The sequence below is a fragment of the Pseudomonas sp. CBC3 genome, assembly GCF_037967085.1.
Lineage (GTDB): Bacteria > Pseudomonadota > Gammaproteobacteria > Pseudomonadales > Pseudomonadaceae > Stutzerimonas.
The window spans coordinates 1,463,131-1,479,787 of sequence record NZ_JBANEO010000001.1 but is presented as its reverse complement, the minus strand read 5'-3'; the positions used below and the strand labels follow the sequence as shown (position 1 = coordinate 1,479,787).

The 16,657-nt window shown below is 59.0% G+C and carries 13 protein-coding genes; 2 read left to right on the top strand and 11 right to left on the bottom strand.

Annotation, left to right across the window (positions count from 1 at the left end; all coding sequences use genetic code 11):
• Nucleotides 1-8 precede the first annotated feature (8 nt).
• Nucleotides 9-446, top strand: a complete 438-nt coding sequence (locus tag V6943_RS06800; RefSeq protein ID WP_340552966.1) for an excinuclease — start codon at nucleotides 9-11, stop codon at nucleotides 444-446.
• 155 nt (nucleotides 447-601) lie between these two features.
• On the top strand, nucleotides 602-895 hold the full coding sequence (locus V6943_RS06795; RefSeq protein WP_131651796.1) for a hypothetical protein: 294 nt from the start codon (nucleotides 602-604) through the stop codon (nucleotides 893-895).
• 107 nt (nucleotides 896-1,002) lie between these two features.
• On the opposite strand, the gene hemE is transcribed toward V6943_RS06795, so the two are convergent.
• From hemE to V6943_RS06740, 11 genes are all read right to left on the bottom strand, one after another.
• Entirely contained in the window at nucleotides 1,003-2,067 is a 1,065-nt protein-coding gene (gene hemE, locus V6943_RS06790; protein ID WP_340552965.1) for a uroporphyrinogen decarboxylase, read from the bottom strand.
• A gap of 180 nt (nucleotides 2,068-2,247) precedes the next feature.
• Entirely contained in the window at nucleotides 2,248-3,666 is a 1,419-nt protein-coding gene (locus V6943_RS06785) for an FAD-dependent oxidoreductase (RefSeq protein WP_131651794.1), read from the bottom strand.
• Nucleotides 3,667-3,777: 111 nt separating this feature from the next.
• Nucleotides 3,778-8,229 carry a glutamate synthase large subunit gene (gene gltB, locus V6943_RS06780; protein ID WP_340552964.1) on the bottom strand — a complete coding sequence of 1,484 codons (4,452 nt, stop codon included), beginning with the start codon at nucleotides 8,227-8,229 and terminating at the stop codon, nucleotides 3,778-3,780.
• 174 nt (nucleotides 8,230-8,403) lie between these two features.
• On the bottom strand, nucleotides 8,404-9,918 hold the full coding sequence (locus V6943_RS06775) for an SPOR domain-containing protein (protein WP_340552963.1): 1,515 nt from the start codon (nucleotides 9,916-9,918) through the stop codon (nucleotides 8,404-8,406).
• A gap of 9 nt (nucleotides 9,919-9,927) precedes the next feature.
• Nucleotides 9,928-11,031 (bottom strand): 3-dehydroquinate synthase, encoded by a 1,104-nt coding sequence (gene aroB / locus V6943_RS06770; RefSeq protein WP_340552962.1) that lies wholly within the window; start codon nucleotides 11,029-11,031, stop codon nucleotides 9,928-9,930.
• Between the two features lie 23 nt (nucleotides 11,032-11,054).
• The gene (aroK, locus tag V6943_RS06765; protein ID WP_340552961.1) at nucleotides 11,055-11,603 is read right to left on the bottom strand and encodes a shikimate kinase AroK; all 549 of its coding nucleotides are present in this window, start codon (nucleotides 11,601-11,603) and stop codon (nucleotides 11,055-11,057) included.
• 1 nt (nucleotide 11,604) lies between these two features.
• Nucleotides 11,605-13,716, bottom strand: coding sequence for a type IV pilus secretin PilQ (gene pilQ, locus V6943_RS06760; protein WP_340552960.1), 2,112 nt, complete (start codon nucleotides 13,714-13,716; stop codon nucleotides 11,605-11,607).
• A gap of 51 nt (nucleotides 13,717-13,767) precedes the next feature.
• On the bottom strand, nucleotides 13,768-14,295 hold the full coding sequence (pilP, locus tag V6943_RS06755) for a type 4a pilus biogenesis lipoprotein PilP (RefSeq protein ID WP_340552959.1): 528 nt from the start codon (nucleotides 14,293-14,295) through the stop codon (nucleotides 13,768-13,770).
• Nucleotides 14,292-14,915, bottom strand: a complete 624-nt coding sequence (gene pilO / locus V6943_RS06750) for a type 4a pilus biogenesis protein PilO (RefSeq protein ID WP_256047791.1) — start codon at nucleotides 14,913-14,915, stop codon at nucleotides 14,292-14,294. The genes pilP and pilO overlap by 4 nt, the downstream gene beginning before the upstream one ends.
• On the bottom strand, nucleotides 14,912-15,484 hold the full coding sequence (pilN, locus tag V6943_RS06745) for a type 4a pilus biogenesis protein PilN (RefSeq protein ID WP_340552958.1): 573 nt from the start codon (nucleotides 15,482-15,484) through the stop codon (nucleotides 14,912-14,914). Before pilN ends, pilO begins: the two co-directional genes overlap by 4 nt.
• On the bottom strand, nucleotides 15,484-16,548 hold the full coding sequence (locus V6943_RS06740; RefSeq protein WP_131651785.1) for a pilus assembly protein PilM: 1,065 nt from the start codon (nucleotides 16,546-16,548) through the stop codon (nucleotides 15,484-15,486). Before V6943_RS06740 ends, pilN begins: the two co-directional genes overlap by 1 nt.
• Nucleotides 16,549-16,657: the final 109 nt, after the last annotated feature.

Sequence of the window (16,657 nt, the reverse complement as noted above, 5' to 3'; positions counted from 1 at the left end):
GAATGCACATGAAAAAAAACACCTGGATCGGCGCAGCGCTCGTACTCTGCGCTCTGCCCGGCATCAGCCAGGCCCGCGACACCGTCCACTATCTGCCCTTCGATGAAGTGGTCGCTGAAGCCACCGCCGCGGGCCGACTGGACGGCAGCGTGAAGTTCTATCTCGCCAAGCGCCCGGCCGGGACGAAAATCGTCCGCAGCGGCGTCACCACCAGCAAGAAGACCAACGCGTTCAACAAGAGCGACGAAGAAGCCTGCCGCTGGGTACTGCAGTCAGCACTGATCAATCTGCAGAGCGCCGCCAAGGCCGCCGGCGCCAACGCGGTGGTGGACCTCGCCAGCAACTACAAGCACGTCGAGTACAAGGACAGCGAAAAATACGAATGCCATGCTGGTGCGCTCATCGCTGGCGTCGCCCTCAAGGGTAACCTAGCCCAGGTCAAATAGTGACCGCGCCCATGCCAACGGTAATGGGCGCTACAGCTTTGCCAGGCGGCGCGGCGGTCTTCCGGCTGTCGCCGCAACCATCCTTCCGTGCGAACGAATAGCTGACCGGTAAGTCAACAGAAGCAGAACCTGTCCATCATTTCAGGAGCCGCTTCATGTTCGGTAACTCGTCGCATAAATTCGAAGTCAATTACATCTTCCAGAACGACCCACGCGCCCAAATCATCGAATCGGAAGATGAGAGTCTCTCCCAGGGCGAGGCCGCCCGGCGTCTGATCGAGCACCATAATGCCGATGCCGAAAATAGCCTGGTCATGCCCGATGCGGATGCTGAAGAAACCGAGCTGCTACGACAGGCCGAGGTCGTGGGGATCACCGATATCCGCGTAACCCGGCTGGTTCATGAGCATGAGTCGGGCACCACGCCAGGGCATTATCAGCAGCCTTGAAAGCTGCAAGCTGCAAGCTGCAAGTGGTTCAGCTTGGCTGGCACCGCAATGCTGCCAAGCTTTTTCTGCTTTAAATTGAGCTCATGGCTTGCAGCTTATAGCTGCTCTTAGCCGTGGTATTGCGCCGAGAGTTCGTGCACCGACTCGATGAAGGCACCGGCATGAGCCGGATCGACTTCCGGCGTGATGCCGTGGCCCAAGTTGAATACGTGGCCTTCGCCATGGCCGAAGCTGGCCAGGATACGCCCCACTTCGGCGCGGATCGCCTCCGGTTTGGCGTATAGCACGCTGGGGTCCATATTCCCCTGCAGAGCAACCTTGTCACCCACGCGAGCACGCGCGTTGCCGATGTCGCAGGTCCAGTCCAGACCCAGCGCCTCGACGCCGGAGTCAGCCATGGATTCCAGCCAAAGCCCGCCGCCCTTGGTGAAGAGGATCACCGGGACGCGGCGACCGTCGTGCTCGCGAATCAAGCCATCGACGATCTTCTGCATATAGGTCAGGGAAAACTCTTGATAAGCGGCGGCGGAAAGGCTGCCGCCCCAGGAGTCGAAGATCTGCACCGCTTGCGCGCCGGCCAGAATCTGGCCGTTGAGGTAGCTGGTCACCGACTGCGCCAGCTTGTCGAGTAGTGCATGCATGGCCTGCGGATTCTCGTAAAGCATGGCCTTGGACTTGCGGAAGTCCTTGGAGGAGCCGCCTTCGACCATGTAGGTCGCTAGCGTCCAGGGGCTACCGGAAAAGCCGATCAGCGGAACGCGGCCGTTCAGCTCGCGGCGAATGGTGCGCACCGCGTCCATGACATAGCCCAAATCTTTTTCCGGGTCCGGAATCGGCAGCGCCTCGATGTCGGCCAGGCTGCTGACGACTTTCTTGAAGCGTGGACCCTCTCCGGTTTCGAAGTACAGACCCAGACCCATGGCGTCCGGCACGGTGAGGATGTCTGAAAACAGAATGGCGGCGTCCAGCGGATAGCGATCCAGCGGCTGCAGAGTGACTTCGCAGGCCAGCTCGGGATTCATGCACAGGCTCATGAAGTCCCCCGCCTTGCTGCGACTGGCCCGGTATTCCGGAAGGTAGCGTCCGGCCTGACGCATCATCCACACCGGGGTGACGTCGACAGGTTGCTTGAGCAGGGCGCGGAGGAAGCGATCGTTCTTCAAGGCAGTCATGTCTGGGTTCCAGCAAAAGAGTGGCGGCATTGTCGCAAAGCACAAAACAAAAGGCACGGCGAGCGCCGTGCCTTTTGTCTATGGGCTTGATTCAGGTCAGGCGTGCTTGGAGCGCTAGCTGGAAGCGTGGGCCGAAGCCCGAAGCGGTCTTGCTTCCCGCTTCAGGCTTCCAGCTGCGTTTCAAACTTCCAGATAGTCGAGAATCCCTTCAGCCGCCTGACGGCCTTCGAAGATCGCCGTCACCACCAGATCGGAGCCGCGCACCATGTCGCCACCCGCAAAGATCTTCGGGTTGCTGGTCTGGTGCTTGAACTGGCCGATCTCCGGCGCCACGACGCGCCCTTGGTTGTCGGTCTGGATGCCCTGACCTTCGAACCAGTCGGCCGGGCTCGGACGGAAACCGAAGGCGATGACCACAGCATCGGCCGGCAGCACTTCCTCGGAACCGGGGATCGGCTCGGGGCTGCGGCGACCGCGGGCGTCCGGCGCGCCGAGACGGGTTTCGACCACCTTGACGCCTTCGACCTTGCCTTCGCCGACAATGGCGATGGGCTGGCGGTTGAAGAGGAATTTCACGCCCTCTTCCTTGGCGTTCTTCACTTCCTTGCGCGAGCCCGGCATGTTCGCCGCGTCACGCCGATAGGCACAGGTCACGCTTTTCGCGCCCTGGCGGATGGAGGTGCGGTTGCAGTCCATCGCGGTGTCACCACCGCCGAGCACCACGACCTTCTTGCCTTTCATGTCGACGAAGTCTTCTGGGGACTTTTCGAAACCGAGGTTGCGGTTGACATTGGCGATCAGGAAATCCAGCGCATCGTGCACGCCCGGCAGGTCTTCGCCGGGGAAGCCGCCCTTCATGTAGGTGTAGGTGCCCATACCCATGAACACCGCATCGTAATCAGCCAGCAGCTGTTCGATGCTGATGTCCTTGCCCACTTCAGTGTTCAGCCGGAACTCGATACCCATCCCGCCGAAGATCTCGCGGCGACGGCTGAGGACGCTTTTCTCCAGCTTGAATTCGGGGATGCCGAAGGTCAGAAGGCCGCCGATCTCGGGGTTCTTGTCGAAGACCACCGGCGTCACACCGCTGCGCACCAGCACATCGGCACAACCCAGACCGGCCGGGCCGGCACCGATGATCGCGACCTTCTTGCCGGTCGGCTTGACCTTGGACATGTCCGGACGCCAGCCCATCGCGAACGCGGTGTCGGCGATGTACTTCTCCACCGAGCCGATGGTGACCGCACCGAAACCGTCGTTCAGGGTACAGGCGCCTTCGCACAGGCGGTCTTGAGGACAAACGCGACCGCAGACTTCCGGCAGCGTATTGGTCTGATGCGCCAGCTCGGCCGCGGCGAGAATGTTGCCCTCGGAGACCAGCTTGAGCCAGTTGGGAATGTAGTTGTGGACCGGGCACTTCCACTCGCAATAAGGGTTGCCGCAGCCCAGACAACGGTGCGCCTGCTCGCATGCTTGCTGCGGCTTGAAGGGTTCGTAGATCTCGACGAACTCCTTCTTGCGCTGACGCAGCAGCTTCTTCTTCGGATCCTTACGCCCGACCTCGATGAACTGGAAGTCGTTATTCAGACGTTCAGTCATTTCAAAACCTCTTAACAGCAGCGGCGAGCCTCAAGCTACAAGCCGCAAAGACGATCACGGAGCCGCGCCTCGCACCACTCGTGGCTTGAGGCCTGCGGCTTGGAGCTGCTTTTATTGTGGATTCGCTCGGGTGGTCGAGAGCAACGATGCCAGGTTGGCCGCCTTCGGCTTGACCAGCCAGAAGCGCCGCAGGTAGTCATCGAGATCCTCTAGTAACTTCGCGCCCCACGCGCTGCCGGTTTCGGCGACGTACTCTCGCAGTACCTCTTGCAGGTGGCTGCGATGGGCCTCCATCGCTTCACCAGTGATGCGCTGCAGGTTCACCAGTTCGTTGTTCACCCGATCGACGAAGCTGTTGTCCATATCGAGCACGTAAGCGAAACCACCGGTCATACCGGAACCGAAGTTGTAACCGGTCTTGCCGAGCACGCAGACGAAACCACCAGTCATGTATTCACAGCAGTGATCGCCTGTGCCTTCCACCACCGCATGCGCACCGGAGTTACGCACGGCGAAACGCTCACCGGCCGTACCGCTGGCAAACAGCTTGCCGCCGGTTGCGCCATACAGGCAGGTATTGCCGACGATGGCCGACTGCTGCGACTCGAACACACTGCTCTTCGGCGGGGTGACGACCAGCTTGCCGCCGGTCATGCCCTTGCCGACATAGTCGTTGGCGTCGCCTTCCAGATACAGGCTCAAACCGCCTGCGTTCCAGACACCAAAGCTCTGGCCCGCCGTGCCCTTGAAGCGGAAGGTGATCGGCGCATCCTTCATGCCCTGGTTGCCATGTACTCGAGCAATTTCACCGGACACACGCGCACCGATGGAACGGTCGCAGTTGCAGATTTCCAGTTCGAATTCGCCGCCGCTCTTGGCATCGATGGCTGAGCGAGCGAGCTTGACCATTTCTTCGGCCAACAGACCTTGATCGAACGGTGGATTCTTCTCTACTTGGCAGAACTGCGGCTTATCGGCAGGAATGTGATCGCTGCCGAGCAGCGGCGTCAGGTCCAGATGGTTTTGCTTGTTGGTCTCGCCTGGCAACACTTCGAGCAGATCGGTACGGCCAATCAGCTCCTGCAGGCTGCGCACACCGAGCCTCGCCAGCCACTCACGGGTTTCCTCGGCGACGAAGGTGAAGAAATTGACCACCATGTCGACGGTGCCGATGAAGTGATCCTTGCGCAGCTGGTCATTCTGCGTGGCGACGCCGGTGGCGCAGTTGTTCAGGTGGCAGATGCGCAGATACTTGCAGCCCAGCGCGATCATCGGCGCCGTTCCGAAGCCGAAGCTTTCGGCGCCGAGAATGGCGGCTTTGACCACGTCGAGGCCAGTCTTCAGACCACCATCGGTCTGTACCCGGACCTTGCCGCGCAGGTCGTTGCCGCGCAGGGTCTGATGGGTCTCGGCCAGACCGAGCTCCCATGGCGAGCCGGCATAGCGGATGGAGGTCAGTGGCGAAGCACCAGTGCCACCGTCATATCCGGAAATGGTGATCAAATCGGCGTAGGCCTTGGCAACGCCGGCGGCGATTGTGCCGACACCCGGTTCGGCGACCAGTTTGACCGAGACCAGCGCGGCCGGATTGACCTGTTTGAGATCGAAGATCAGCTGAGCCAAATCTTCGATCGAGTAGATGTCGTGGTGCGGCGGCGGCGAAATCAGCGTGACGCCCGGCACCGCATAACGCAGCTTGGCGATCAGACCGTTGACCTTGCCGCCGGGCAGCTGTCCGCCTTCGCCGGGTTTGGCGCCTTGAGCGACCTTGATCTGCAGCACTTCAGCGTTGACCAGATACTCCGGGGTGACACCGAAGCGACCTGTCGCCACTTGCTTGATCTTCGAGCTGCGTTCGGTGCCATAGCGCGCCGGATCTTCACCGCCCTCGCCAGAGTTGGAGCGCGCGCCAATGCGGTTCATCGCCGCGGCGATCGCCTCATGCGCCTCGGGAGACAGCGCGCCGAGCGAGATGCCGGCCGAGTCGAAGCGCTTGAGGATCTGCTCCAGCGGTTCGACCTCTTCGAGCGCCAGCGGCTGCTCCGATACCTTGAGCTGGAGCAGGTCACGCAACATGGCAGCGGGGCGCTGATCGACCAGCGCGGTGTATTCCTTGAAACGGCCGTAGTCACCCTGCTGCACCGCAACCTGCAGCGCCGCAACCACATCAGGGTTGTAGGCGTGATACTCACCGCCGTAGACGAACTTCAACAGCCCGCCCTGCTGGATCGGCTTGCGACTGCTCCAGGCTTGCGCCGCAAGCGCTTTCTGTTCGGCTTCCAGATCGACGAAGCGCGCGCCCTTGATACGGCTGGCAACGCCACGGAAGCTGAGATCGACCACTTCGTCCGCCAGACCCACGGCTTCGAACAACTGGGCACCGCGGTACGAGGTGATGGTCGAGATGCCCATCTTTGAGATGATTTTCAGCAGCCCCTTGGAAATGCCCTTGCGGTAGTGCTTGAACACCTCATAAAGGTCGCCCAGCACTTCGCCGGTGCGGATCAGATCGCCCAGCACTTCGTAAGCAAGGAAGGGATAAACCGCCGTCGCACCAAAGCCGATCAGCACGGCGAATTGATGCGGATCGCGAGCACTCGCGGTCTCGACCAGAATGTTGCAATCGCAGCGCAGTCCGGTCTCGATCAGCCGATGGTGCACAGCCCCCACCGCCAGCGAGGCATGCACCGGCAACTTGCCCGGCGCGATATGGCGATCGCTCAGGACCAGCAGCACCTTGCCGCCGCGTACCGCCTCTTCGGCCTGATCGGCAATGTTGCGCACCGCCGCCTCGAGCCCGAACGATTCGTCGTAGTTGAGATCGATCAGCTGGCGCTCGAAGCCCGGCCGGTCGAGTTCCATGATGGTCCGCCACTTGGCCGGCGAGATCACAGGCGTGGTCAGGATCGCGCGGTTGGCGTGATCGGCGGTTTCTTCGAAGACGTTGCGTTCGGCACCCAGGCAGGTCTCCAGCGACATCACGATGGCTTCGCGCAGTGGATCGATCGGCGGGTTGGTAACCTGCGCGAATTGCTGGCGGAAGTAATCGAACGGCGAACGCACCCGCCGCGACAGCACCGCCATCGGCGTATCATCGCCCATGGAGCCGACCGCTTCCTGGCCCTGCTCGGCCAGTGGGCGCAGCACCTGGTCACGCTCCTCGAAGGTGACCTGGAACATCTTCATGTACTGCTTGAGCTGATCGGCATCGTAGAACGCCGAACCGTGGTCGTTATCGTCCAGGGTCGACTGGATGCGCAGCGCGTTCTGACGCAACCACTTCTTGTAGGGATGTTGGGACTTCAGACGATTGTCGATGTCGTCCGTGTGCAATACCTGCCCGGTTTGGGTGTCGACGGCCAGAATCTGACCTGGTCCCACGCGGCCCTTGGCGATGACGTCCTCGGGCTTGTAGTCCCACACGCCAACTTCCGAAGCCAGCGTGATGTAGCCATTGGTGGTGGTGACCCAGCGCGCCGGACGCAGACCGTTGCGGTCGAGCAGGCAGATCGCATGGCGGCCATCGGTAAGTACCACGCCGGCCGGACCATCCCAGGCCTCCATGTGCATGGAATTGTATTCGTAGAATGCGCGCAGGTCCGGATCCATGGTTTCGACGTTCTGCCAGGCCGGCGGAATGATCATGCGTAGGCTGCGGAACAGATCCATACCGCCGGTGACCAGCAGCTCCAGCATGTTGTCCATGCTCGACGAGTCGGAGCCGGTGCGGTTGACGACCAGCGGATCGAGATTTTCCAGGTCCGGCAGCAATTCGTTGGCGAATTTCAGGCGACGCGCCTGAGCCCAGTTGCGGTTACCGGTGATGGTGTTGATTTCGCCGTTGTGGGCCAGGAAGCGAAACGGCTGAGCGAGCGGCCACTGCGGCATCGTGTTGGTGGAGAAACGCTGATGGAACACGCAAATGGCGGTCGCCAGACGCTCGTCGCCGAGATCGGGATAGAACTGCGCCAAATCGGCCGGCATCATCAGGCCTTTGTAGATGATGTCCTTGTCGGAAAAGCTGCAAACATAGAATTCCCTGTCGGCAGCCAGCGCAACTTCGGCACGGCGGCGCGCGAAGAACAGCTTGATACCGAAGTCGCGCTCGGACAGGCCTTCAGCCGAGACGAACACCTGTTCTATACGCGGCAGACGCTCCAGCGCCAGGCGGCCCAGCACGCTGGTATCGACCGGAACTTCACGCCAGCCAATCAGGGTCAGCCCTTGCGCGGCGATCTGTTCGTTGAAGCAGGCGCGGGCCGCATCGGCCTTGGCCGCGTCCTGGCTGAGAAAGATCATGCCGACGGCATAGAGTGCCGGCAGGTCTACATCAAAATGCTGTTTGGCCATGGCTCGCAGGAACCCATCGGGCTTCTGCATCAGCAGGCCGCAGCCATCGCCGGTTTTACCGTCGGCGTTGATGCCACCGCGGTGAGTCATGCAAGTAAGGGATTGAATGGCTGTCTGAAGCAGGTGATGGCTTGCCTCGCCCTGCATGTGGGCGATCAAACCGAAGCCGCAGTTATCCTTGAACTCTTCAGGACGAAAAAGACCTGCTCTCATAGGCACTCCACCAGCTAAATACGTTGTAAATCAACCCCTTATTGACGGCGCACGGAACCACCCCGTCATACACGTGGGCAAAAGGGGGAGCAGTTTACAAAGCCGGCTAGAACGACACAATTTTTTTTTGCAAGCCCCAAAAAGGTGCATTGCGCACCTTTTTGGGGCGTGTTTTTAGCGAGCTTGAATCTCTTGCTGCACGCTAGCGAAACTCCGCGCCCATGGCTTACCCGACCTCAACGAGGCCGGCAGAGTCTTGATAGCTTCAAGCGCTGCATTGCGGCTGGCAAATGAACCATAAGTAACCACGTATAGCGGCTTGCCCTCATGCTGCTTGACGAAGTACCGGTAGGTTTCACCGTGCTGCTTCACCAACGCCTCGGCGTTACCTTGGTTACGCGTCCCCAGCACCTGTATCAGGTAGTTGGTTTTGGGCTGACTGGCGTACCAGCTCGCTGTAGAGGCAGGCGCACCAGGCTTAGCGACCGCCGGCTGCACCGGCTCGCGAGGCGTCTCGACTGGCGGAGCAGGTTCAACCGCAGGGCGCTGGATCGTGGCGCTATCTGCAGCCGTAGGAGCAGGTGCGGTATTGCGTAACGGCTCGCTGACGTTTGCGGGCTCTTCTTCAATCACGGCCGGTGAATTATCCGACTCCAGGCCGCCGGCAGCGGCAAGAGGTTCGCGGACAATCGGCTGATCAGGCTCGGACTGAACGACCTCGGCTGCGGCGCTTTCGTCACCGCCCGGATCCTCGGTTGACGTTTCCGGCGAACGTGTTTCCGTAGCGCCCCCTGCATCGAGCGGCAAGCTGGTCGTGGCCGGAGCCACTGATTGATCACTGGAGTCACGCATGAACAACGCAATGACGACGACAAGAACGACCGCCGCCAAAGCCAGCAGGTGCTTCATAGGCAGCGGCAGACTCCAGCCAGTCGACTTCCGATTCGCTTTGGACTGCTGCATGGCATCGACGAGCTCGTCGCGTGCCACCTGATTTATCGCACCAGGCCAGCCACCGGAATTCTCATGGATTCGCGAAATCTGGTCTTCGCTGAAACACTCCAGCCCGCCCCCGGCACCTTCCAGGCGCAACGCCAGATATTCACGGGTCTCGTCTTCTTCGTACGGCTGAAGCGCGATCACATGAAAGCGCTCCTCACCCTCGACCAGCGCCTCCAGGCGCGCCACCAAGCCTTGTTCACCAAACAGAAAGACATGCGGCCTGCCTTCGGGGCTACCCTGGGCCAATCGCAACAGTGTCTCGACCGCAGCGCCCGTCAGCCGCTCAGCGTCGTCGACCAGCAGATAGACCTCCTGCCCGGTGAGCGCTAATTGAATGATCTGCGCCATGATCGAGTTGAAGTCGGCCCGCTGGCTGCCAAGCGCCTGCGCGATCTGTTGCAGGACGAGATTGGCATCGAGGGTGTCCTTAGGCGAAATGACCACGCTCTGAACCGCCTGCTTGTTGCTGCTCGCAACGAGCGCCTGGCGCACCAGTGTCTTGCCGCTCCCTTCCGGGCCGGTCACCACCAACAGCAACTGACTGTAGCGGGCCAGATGATGCAATTGCCCTAACACGGGCTTGCGCTGAGCCGGAAAGAACTTGAAGCCTGGCACACGAGCGGCGAAAGGATCGTGACTGAACCCGTAATGGTTCAGGTAGGAATCGTCAGCAGACAAACTGGTCATGGACATCTCTTAAATGTTCGACTCTTGGGCAAGCGCGTCGTAATTGACGTTCAATGTGGCTTCCAGCATCTGACGAGGAAAGTCACCCGTTACTACGGCTTCGCCCAACCGTTTGAGCAGCACCAACCTCAACTTCCCGTTCAGAACCTTCTTGTCGACCGCCATGTGCTGAAGAAAATCCGCGGCGCTCATATTGGTTGGTGGTACGACAGGCAGGCCGGCGCGCGCCAGCAACCGCACGGCTCGGTTACGCTCATTGGCGGCGATCCACCCGAGTTGCCGCGACATTTCGAGAGCCATGACCGTACCCGCCGATACGGCTTCACCATGCAGCCACACGCCGTAGCCCTGATGAGTCTCGATGGCATGACCAAAGGTATGGCCGAGATTGAGCGTGGCGCGAATGCCCGACTCCCGCTCGTCCGCTCCCACCACCCTGGCCTTCGCCGCACAGGAGCGCCGTATAGCTTCGGTAAGCGCCGCATGATCAAGGCTGCGAAGCGAGTCGATATTGTCTTCGAGCCAGCTCAGGAACGGCTCGTCGCAGATCAAGCCATACTTGATCACCTCAGCCAGACCAGCCGATAACTCGCGCGGCGGTAAGGTCGACAAGGTTGCGATGTCGATCAGCACTGCCTGCGGCTGGTAGAAGGCACCGACCATGTTCTTGCCGAGCGGGTGATTGATGCCCGTCTTACCGCCCACGGACGAATCGACCTGGGACAGCAGTGTCGTCGGGACTTGAATGAAATCAACGCCACGCTGGTAGCAGGCGGCCGCAAAGCCGGCCATGTCGCCTATGACCCCGCCACCCAACGCGATGACCGTGGTGTTGCGGTCATGCCTGGCCGTTAGCAATCCATCGAAAATCGACTGCAGGGTCTGCCAGTTCTTGTGCGTCTCTCCGTCCGGGAGGACCACAGAAGTGACCGAATAATCAGCGAGACTGCGCGAAAGCCGGTCAAGATAAAGCGGCGCAACGGTATCGTTGGTAACGATCGCAACTTGCTTGCCACGAATGTGACGGGACAACAGATCACCACGATCGATGAGCTGCTCGCCAATGAATATCGGATAGCTTCGCTCGCCGAGATCGACATGTAGAGTCTGCATAGGGGCCCCACGATTAAAGGGAGCTAGGATAACGCAGATCGACCCAGGCTTTCACGAGGCGCTAGAGCTTGAAGCTGCCCAATGATTTCCACCACGACCAGGCGTGGGGGACGCTCATCCGTCTGGACCACAATGTCCGCGATTTCACGGTACAGCGGATCCCGCACAGCCATCAGATTGGTGAGAATCTCGCGGGGATTGGACGTCTGCAACAGCGGTCGGTTGCGGTCCCGAGAGGTGCGGTCGAGCTGCTGCTCAACCGATGTACAGAGGTAAATTACCCGCCCGCCAGCACATAACACCTGACGATTGTCCGCTCGAAGCACCGCACCGCCGCCAGTTGCCAGCACTACGCCGTCTATCTGGCACAATTCCTTGATAGCGACGTGCTCCCTTTCACGGAAGCCCTGCTCTCCCTCGACATCGAATATCAGCGGGATGCTTGCACCGGTGCGTTGTTCGATCTCCTTGTCGGAATCCCGAAAAGGGAGGCGAAGCTCCTTGGCGAGCAGTCGCCCGATGGTGCTTTTGCCAGCCCCCATCGGGCCCACGAGGATGATGTTTTCAACCAAATCAGCGATTCACTGCGATAGCCTGATGATTCAGGATTCTAGGTGTTAAGAAGACCAGCAGCTCAGACTTAGCATCCGTCACTACGTCGCGGCGGAACAAGCGCCCAAGATAAGGTACATCACCCAGAAACGGAACCTTGTCGACGCTTTTCGACTGGCTGTTTGAGAATACACCACCGATCACAACAGTTTCTCCATCGTTCACCAGTACCTTGGCGTTGACTTCGTTCTTATCGATTGGTGGAACACCGTTCACTGCGTTGCGGAAGTCTGGTGCATCTTTAGTCACCTTGACCTCCATGATGATACGGTTATCCGGCGTGATTTGAGGCGTAACTTCTAAGGATAGGGCCGCTTCTTTAAAAGAAGTGCTAGTCGCGCCGCTGGAGCTGGCCTCCTGATAAGGGACTTCCGTACCTTTCAGAATCTTCGCTGTTTCTTTGTCCGCTGTCATGACCTTCGGCTGGGATACCACCTCTCCATTTCCGGTTTTCTCCATAGCAGAGAGCTGAAGATCCAATAAGAGGTGATCCGAAATAAAGCCAATGCCGACACCGGACGTGCTGTTTAGTACCCCCATGTCGACAAAAGGTACCGGCGCCGTTCCCTCTTCAAGAGTATAATTACCGACCTCTTTCGTGCCCGGCGGCCTCAAAATCCCATCATCGTCGAAGGCTCTAGCGCCATCCTTCCCGTAGGCACTCCATTGATCGTTCACTACGTTACCACCCCAACGAACCCCAAGCGCCTTGTCGTACCCAACGTTTGCCTCAACGATTCGAGCCTCAATCATGACCTGTCGAACTGGGATATCCAGCTGAGTTACGATGCGACGTAATTCATCCAGACGCTCTTGGGTCTGGTAGGCGATTATATTGTTCGTACGATCGTCAACCGCGATGGAGCCGCGCTCGTCAGCCTGCGCATCAACCGCAGTTACCGACTGAAAGAGCTTCGCAATATCCGCTGCCTTGGCGTAATTGACCTGTACTACTTCTCGGCGAAGAGGGGCCAGCTCGGCGATCTGCCGCTTGGATTCCAACTCCTGACGTTCACGTGCAGCGATCTCGTCCGCTGGCGCTACCAGCAGCACGTTGCCAACCTGACGCTTGTCGAGCCCTTTTGTTTTCAACACCAGATCCAGCGCCTGATCCCACGGCACGTTCTGCAGGCGCAGCGTGATATTGCCTTGCACGGTATCGCTGGCGACCAGATTCAGATCGGTGAAATCCGCAATCAACTGGAGAACCGAGCGGACATCAATATCCTGGAAATTCAGCGATAGCTTCTCTCCGGAATAGGTGAAGTGCTCGGCCTTGCGCTTCTCGGCGTCGGATTCGCTAAGCGGTTTGACGCTGATGGTCAGTTTGTCGTCGGTCTGGTATGCCAGGTAGTCGTAACGGCCGCTGGGCTCGATGGCGATGTTTGCGCCCTCGGCCTCGCTGCTGGAATCGACGAACTTGACCGGCGTAGCGAAATCCTGCACGTCTAGCCTGACACGAAGCGACTCCGGAAGCTGCGTCTTGGCGAATGAAACCCGGATTTTGCCGCCCTGCTCTTCGATGCTCGGACTGATCGACGGGTCCGACAGTGTGATGATGACGTTACCGGCCCCATCTTCCCCACGACGGAAATCGATGTTACTGATCGCCTTGCCCGCAGCCACGGACGCGGTCGGTTTTGACTTGTTTAGCGGCGCCACCGGAGCGGCCGCTACAGCCGCGGTTGCTACGCCGCTTTCACCGAGCACGACGAATAAGTTGTTTCCGTCTACCCGAGTCGAATAAGGCACCAAGGAAGTGAGGTTTACGATGAGCCGCGTGCGACCTTGAGCCTCGACTACGGTCACACTGCGCGCATTACCGACACCAAGCTCGTGGTTTTTGGATTTCAGCTTGCTGGAAACACCTGGCAGGTCGAGCGCGATCCGCGCGGGCTGGTCGAGCGTATAGCCCCGCGGGGTGGGCACAGGCTCATCGAAGGCCAGTTTCAGCTCAACGCGGTCACCGGGCAGCGAAGCGACATCGAATGCATTGAGGTTCGCCGCCAGCAGCGCGGGCGAAATCATCGCCGCCAGCAGGGACAAGCCGAGACGAGAGAGAGTGGTATTCATAGAAGGATTCCGTTGTGCAGACCGGTAAAGGTTTTCCATTTTTGCCATGACTCAAGAACGCTCTTTCAAGGTCAGGCTGCGCGGGCGCTCAAGCCAACCACCCTCTCCGTCCGGAACGATTTCGAGCACATCCACCTCGGCTTCGCTGATATCAACGATACGGCCATGGTTGCGCCCCAGATAGTCACCGACCTTGACTCGGTGAACCCCGTCACCACCTTTGATCAAGGCGTATCTCCCAGCATCATTGGTCAATGTTCCGACCATGACGAAGTTTTCGATATTGAACTCTTCGAGGAACTGCTTGATGCGAGTCTCGTCAGGCCGAATGTCTTTCGACCCTTTTTGCCGCTGGGTCAGGTCGATCTTCATTGGCGGCTGAAATGGATGCCGCAGCGAGGCCGCGCTATAGGTGAAGGCCTCGTATGGCAAGAACGCTGGCAATGGCTCGATCGTTCCTTTCGGCTTGGCCCGCACGTCGTCCATGTAAGCGCGCAGATCCTCGAAGTCACTGCTGACGCCACAGCCATTCAGAAAAACTAGAGCCATGCCCAGTGCAATATTTCGGGCTCCATTCATTTCTGCAGCCCCTTGTCGTTGTAGCGGTAGGTCTTGGCCAGAATGCTCATGTGCAGCTTGGAAGAAGAATCCTTGCTGAGAGGCTTGATCTCGAAGTCATGCAGGGTGACGATCCGCGGCAGGCTCGCCACTCCACTGACAAAAGTCGCAAGATCGTGGTAACCGCCAACCACTTTGATCTGTATCGGCAGTTCGATGTAGAACTGCTGGGTAACTTCTGGCTGCAGCTTGATTTCTTCGAACTCGAGCCCGCTACCCAAACCGGTATGAGTGATGTCTTCAAGCAAGCCTGGAACTTCGGTGTCGCTGGGCAGCTGGCGTAGCAACGCGCCAAACGACGCCTCCATTTCCACCATCTGCGCCTTGTAAGCCTCAAGGTTCGCAGCCTGGAACGCTTTCGAAGAGAACTGCTGCTTCAAGGTCTCCTCTTGAGCCTTCTGCTGATCAAGTCCGGCCTGCAGATCGCTGAGATGAAAGTAATAGCCCCCTCCGAGCAAAAGAACCATCAGCAGTATCGCGGCGATAACCTTCACCGCGGCGGGCCATGAGCCCAAGTTATTCATATCCAGGTCGGCGAGATCGACGCTGCGCAGGCTTTCCAGAGAACTAGCCAGACTCATGGCTTATCTCCTTCAGCAGCTGCGGCCGGCTGCGTCTGCTGCACCGTTAGCTGGAACATGTTCTCCTGATCCACTGCACCAGCAGTGACAGCTTTCACTTCGTTGAGGTTTGGCGCTTCCAGCCATTCAGATCCATCCAAATTGCGCATCAGGTTTGAGACCCGGTTATTGGATTCCGCGCCGCCAACGATGGCGATGTTCTTGCCGGTCATTTTCAGCTCGGTGAAATACACGCCATCGGGAAGCGTACGTACCAGTTGATCGAACACCCTGCCAATGATGGGGCGATTGCCCTGCAGGTCCTGAATGATCTTCATACGTTCGAGCAATTGCTGCCGACGCTCACGCAACTCTTTGATCTCGGCGATTCGCGCATCCAGAACGGCAATCTCCTTGCGGACGAAGTCGTTCCGCGCGTTCTGCCGCTCGATGGCGTGATTGAGGTACTGATCTGCGAGAAACAACAGGCCCGCCGCCAGGATTGCAACGCCGGCGAGGGAAACCAGAAAGCGCTGCTTACGCTCTTCGCGAAGCTGCTCTCGCCAGGGTAAAAGGTTGATCCGGGCCATCAGTCGAAACTCCTCAAGGCCAACCCACAGGCAATCATTAGCGATGGCGCATCACTAGCCAGTGCACCCGCGTTAACCTTGCCGCTCAAAGCCATATCGGCAAAAGGGTTGGCGACTAAAGTCTGGGTTCCGATTTTCTGCTGAATCAACCGATCCAGTCCGGGGATTGAAGCCGTACCGCCCGCCAAAAGGATGTAGTCCACATCATGGAACTGCCCAGCAGCGAAGAAGAACTGCAGCGAGCGTGAAACCTGCTGAACAACCGCCTCTTTGAACGGTTGCAACACTTCACTGTCATAGTCGTCTGGAAGGCCTCCCTGCTTTTTGGCCAGGCCGGCCTCTTCCATCGAAAGACCATAGCGACGCTGGATTTCCTCGGTGAGCTGACGACCACCGAATAGCTGTTCGCGCGTATAGATGGTACGACCGTTATGCAGCACGCTCAGCGTGGTCATGGTCGCGCCGATATCCACGAGTGCCACTGTCAGCTCATCATGACCAGCGCCCAATTGCGGCGCCAATAGATTGTAAGAACGCTCCAGCGCATAGGCTTCGACATCAACGACCTTGGCCGTCAACCCCGCAAGAGCGAGCGCCGCCTCGCGAATCTCCACGTTCTCCTTGCGGCACGCGGCCAGAAGCACTTCGACGCGTCCGGGAGAACGAGGCGCAGCACCCTGCACTTCGAAATCGATCGCGACCTCTTCCAGCGGATAAGGAATGTACTGGTCCGCTTCGATCTTCAGCTGGTTTTCCAGATCGTCATCAGACAATCCGGCTTCCATCTCGATGCTCTTGGTGATGACTGCCGAGCCGGAAACAGCTACGGCCGCCGACTTGACTCCGGTTTTGGCCTTAGCCAACAACCGAGTCAGCGCCTGACCTACACCTTCGAGTTCAGCAATGTTCTTTTCCACCACGGCATTTGGCGGAAGCGGTTCGACCGCATAGGACTCAACCCTATATCGGGAGCCTGAGCGGCTTAATTCGAGTAGCTTGACGGACGTCGAACTGATGTCGATCCCAAGCAGCGTGTTCGCTTTCTTAGTGAAGAGCCCTAGCACGGCCGATTTCCTATCTTTATCCGCCACTTACGGATTAATTATGTTTGTCCGCATTAGATAACAGCCTTGACAGAAGCGCAAATGGCTCCCCGGCAAAAAAACCGCTTAT

Coding starts and splice junctions, on each gene's coding strand:
- pilN (WP_340552958.1), bottom strand. CDS start 15,484: ATGGCCCGGATCAACCTTTTACCCTGGCGAGAGCAGCTTCGCGAAGAG.
- pilP (WP_340552959.1), bottom strand. CDS start 14,295: ATGAATGGAGCCCGAAATATTGCACTGGGCATGGCTCTAGTTTTTCTG.
- pilQ (WP_340552960.1), bottom strand. CDS start 13,716: ATGAATACCACTCTCTCTCGTCTCGGCTTGTCCCTGCTGGCGGCGATG.
- hemE (WP_340552965.1), bottom strand. CDS start 2,067: ATGACTGCCTTGAAGAACGATCGCTTCCTCCGCGCCCTGCTCAAGCAA.
- gltB (WP_340552964.1), bottom strand. CDS start 8,229: ATGAGAGCAGGTCTTTTTCGTCCTGAAGAGTTCAAGGATAACTGCGGC.
- aroB (WP_340552962.1), bottom strand. CDS start 11,031: ATGCAGACTCTACATGTCGATCTCGGCGAGCGAAGCTATCCGATATTC.
- V6943_RS06785 (WP_131651794.1), bottom strand. CDS start 3,666: ATGACTGAACGTCTGAATAACGACTTCCAGTTCATCGAGGTCGGGCGT.
- V6943_RS06800 (WP_340552966.1), top strand. CDS start 9: ATGAAAAAAAACACCTGGATCGGCGCAGCGCTCGTACTCTGCGCTCTG.
- pilO (WP_256047791.1), bottom strand. CDS start 14,915: ATGAGTCTGGCTAGTTCTCTGGAAAGCCTGCGCAGCGTCGATCTCGCC.
- V6943_RS06775 (WP_340552963.1), bottom strand. CDS start 9,918: ATGACCAGTTTGTCTGCTGACGATTCCTACCTGAACCATTACGGGTTC.
- V6943_RS06795 (WP_131651796.1), top strand. CDS start 602: ATGTTCGGTAACTCGTCGCATAAATTCGAAGTCAATTACATCTTCCAG.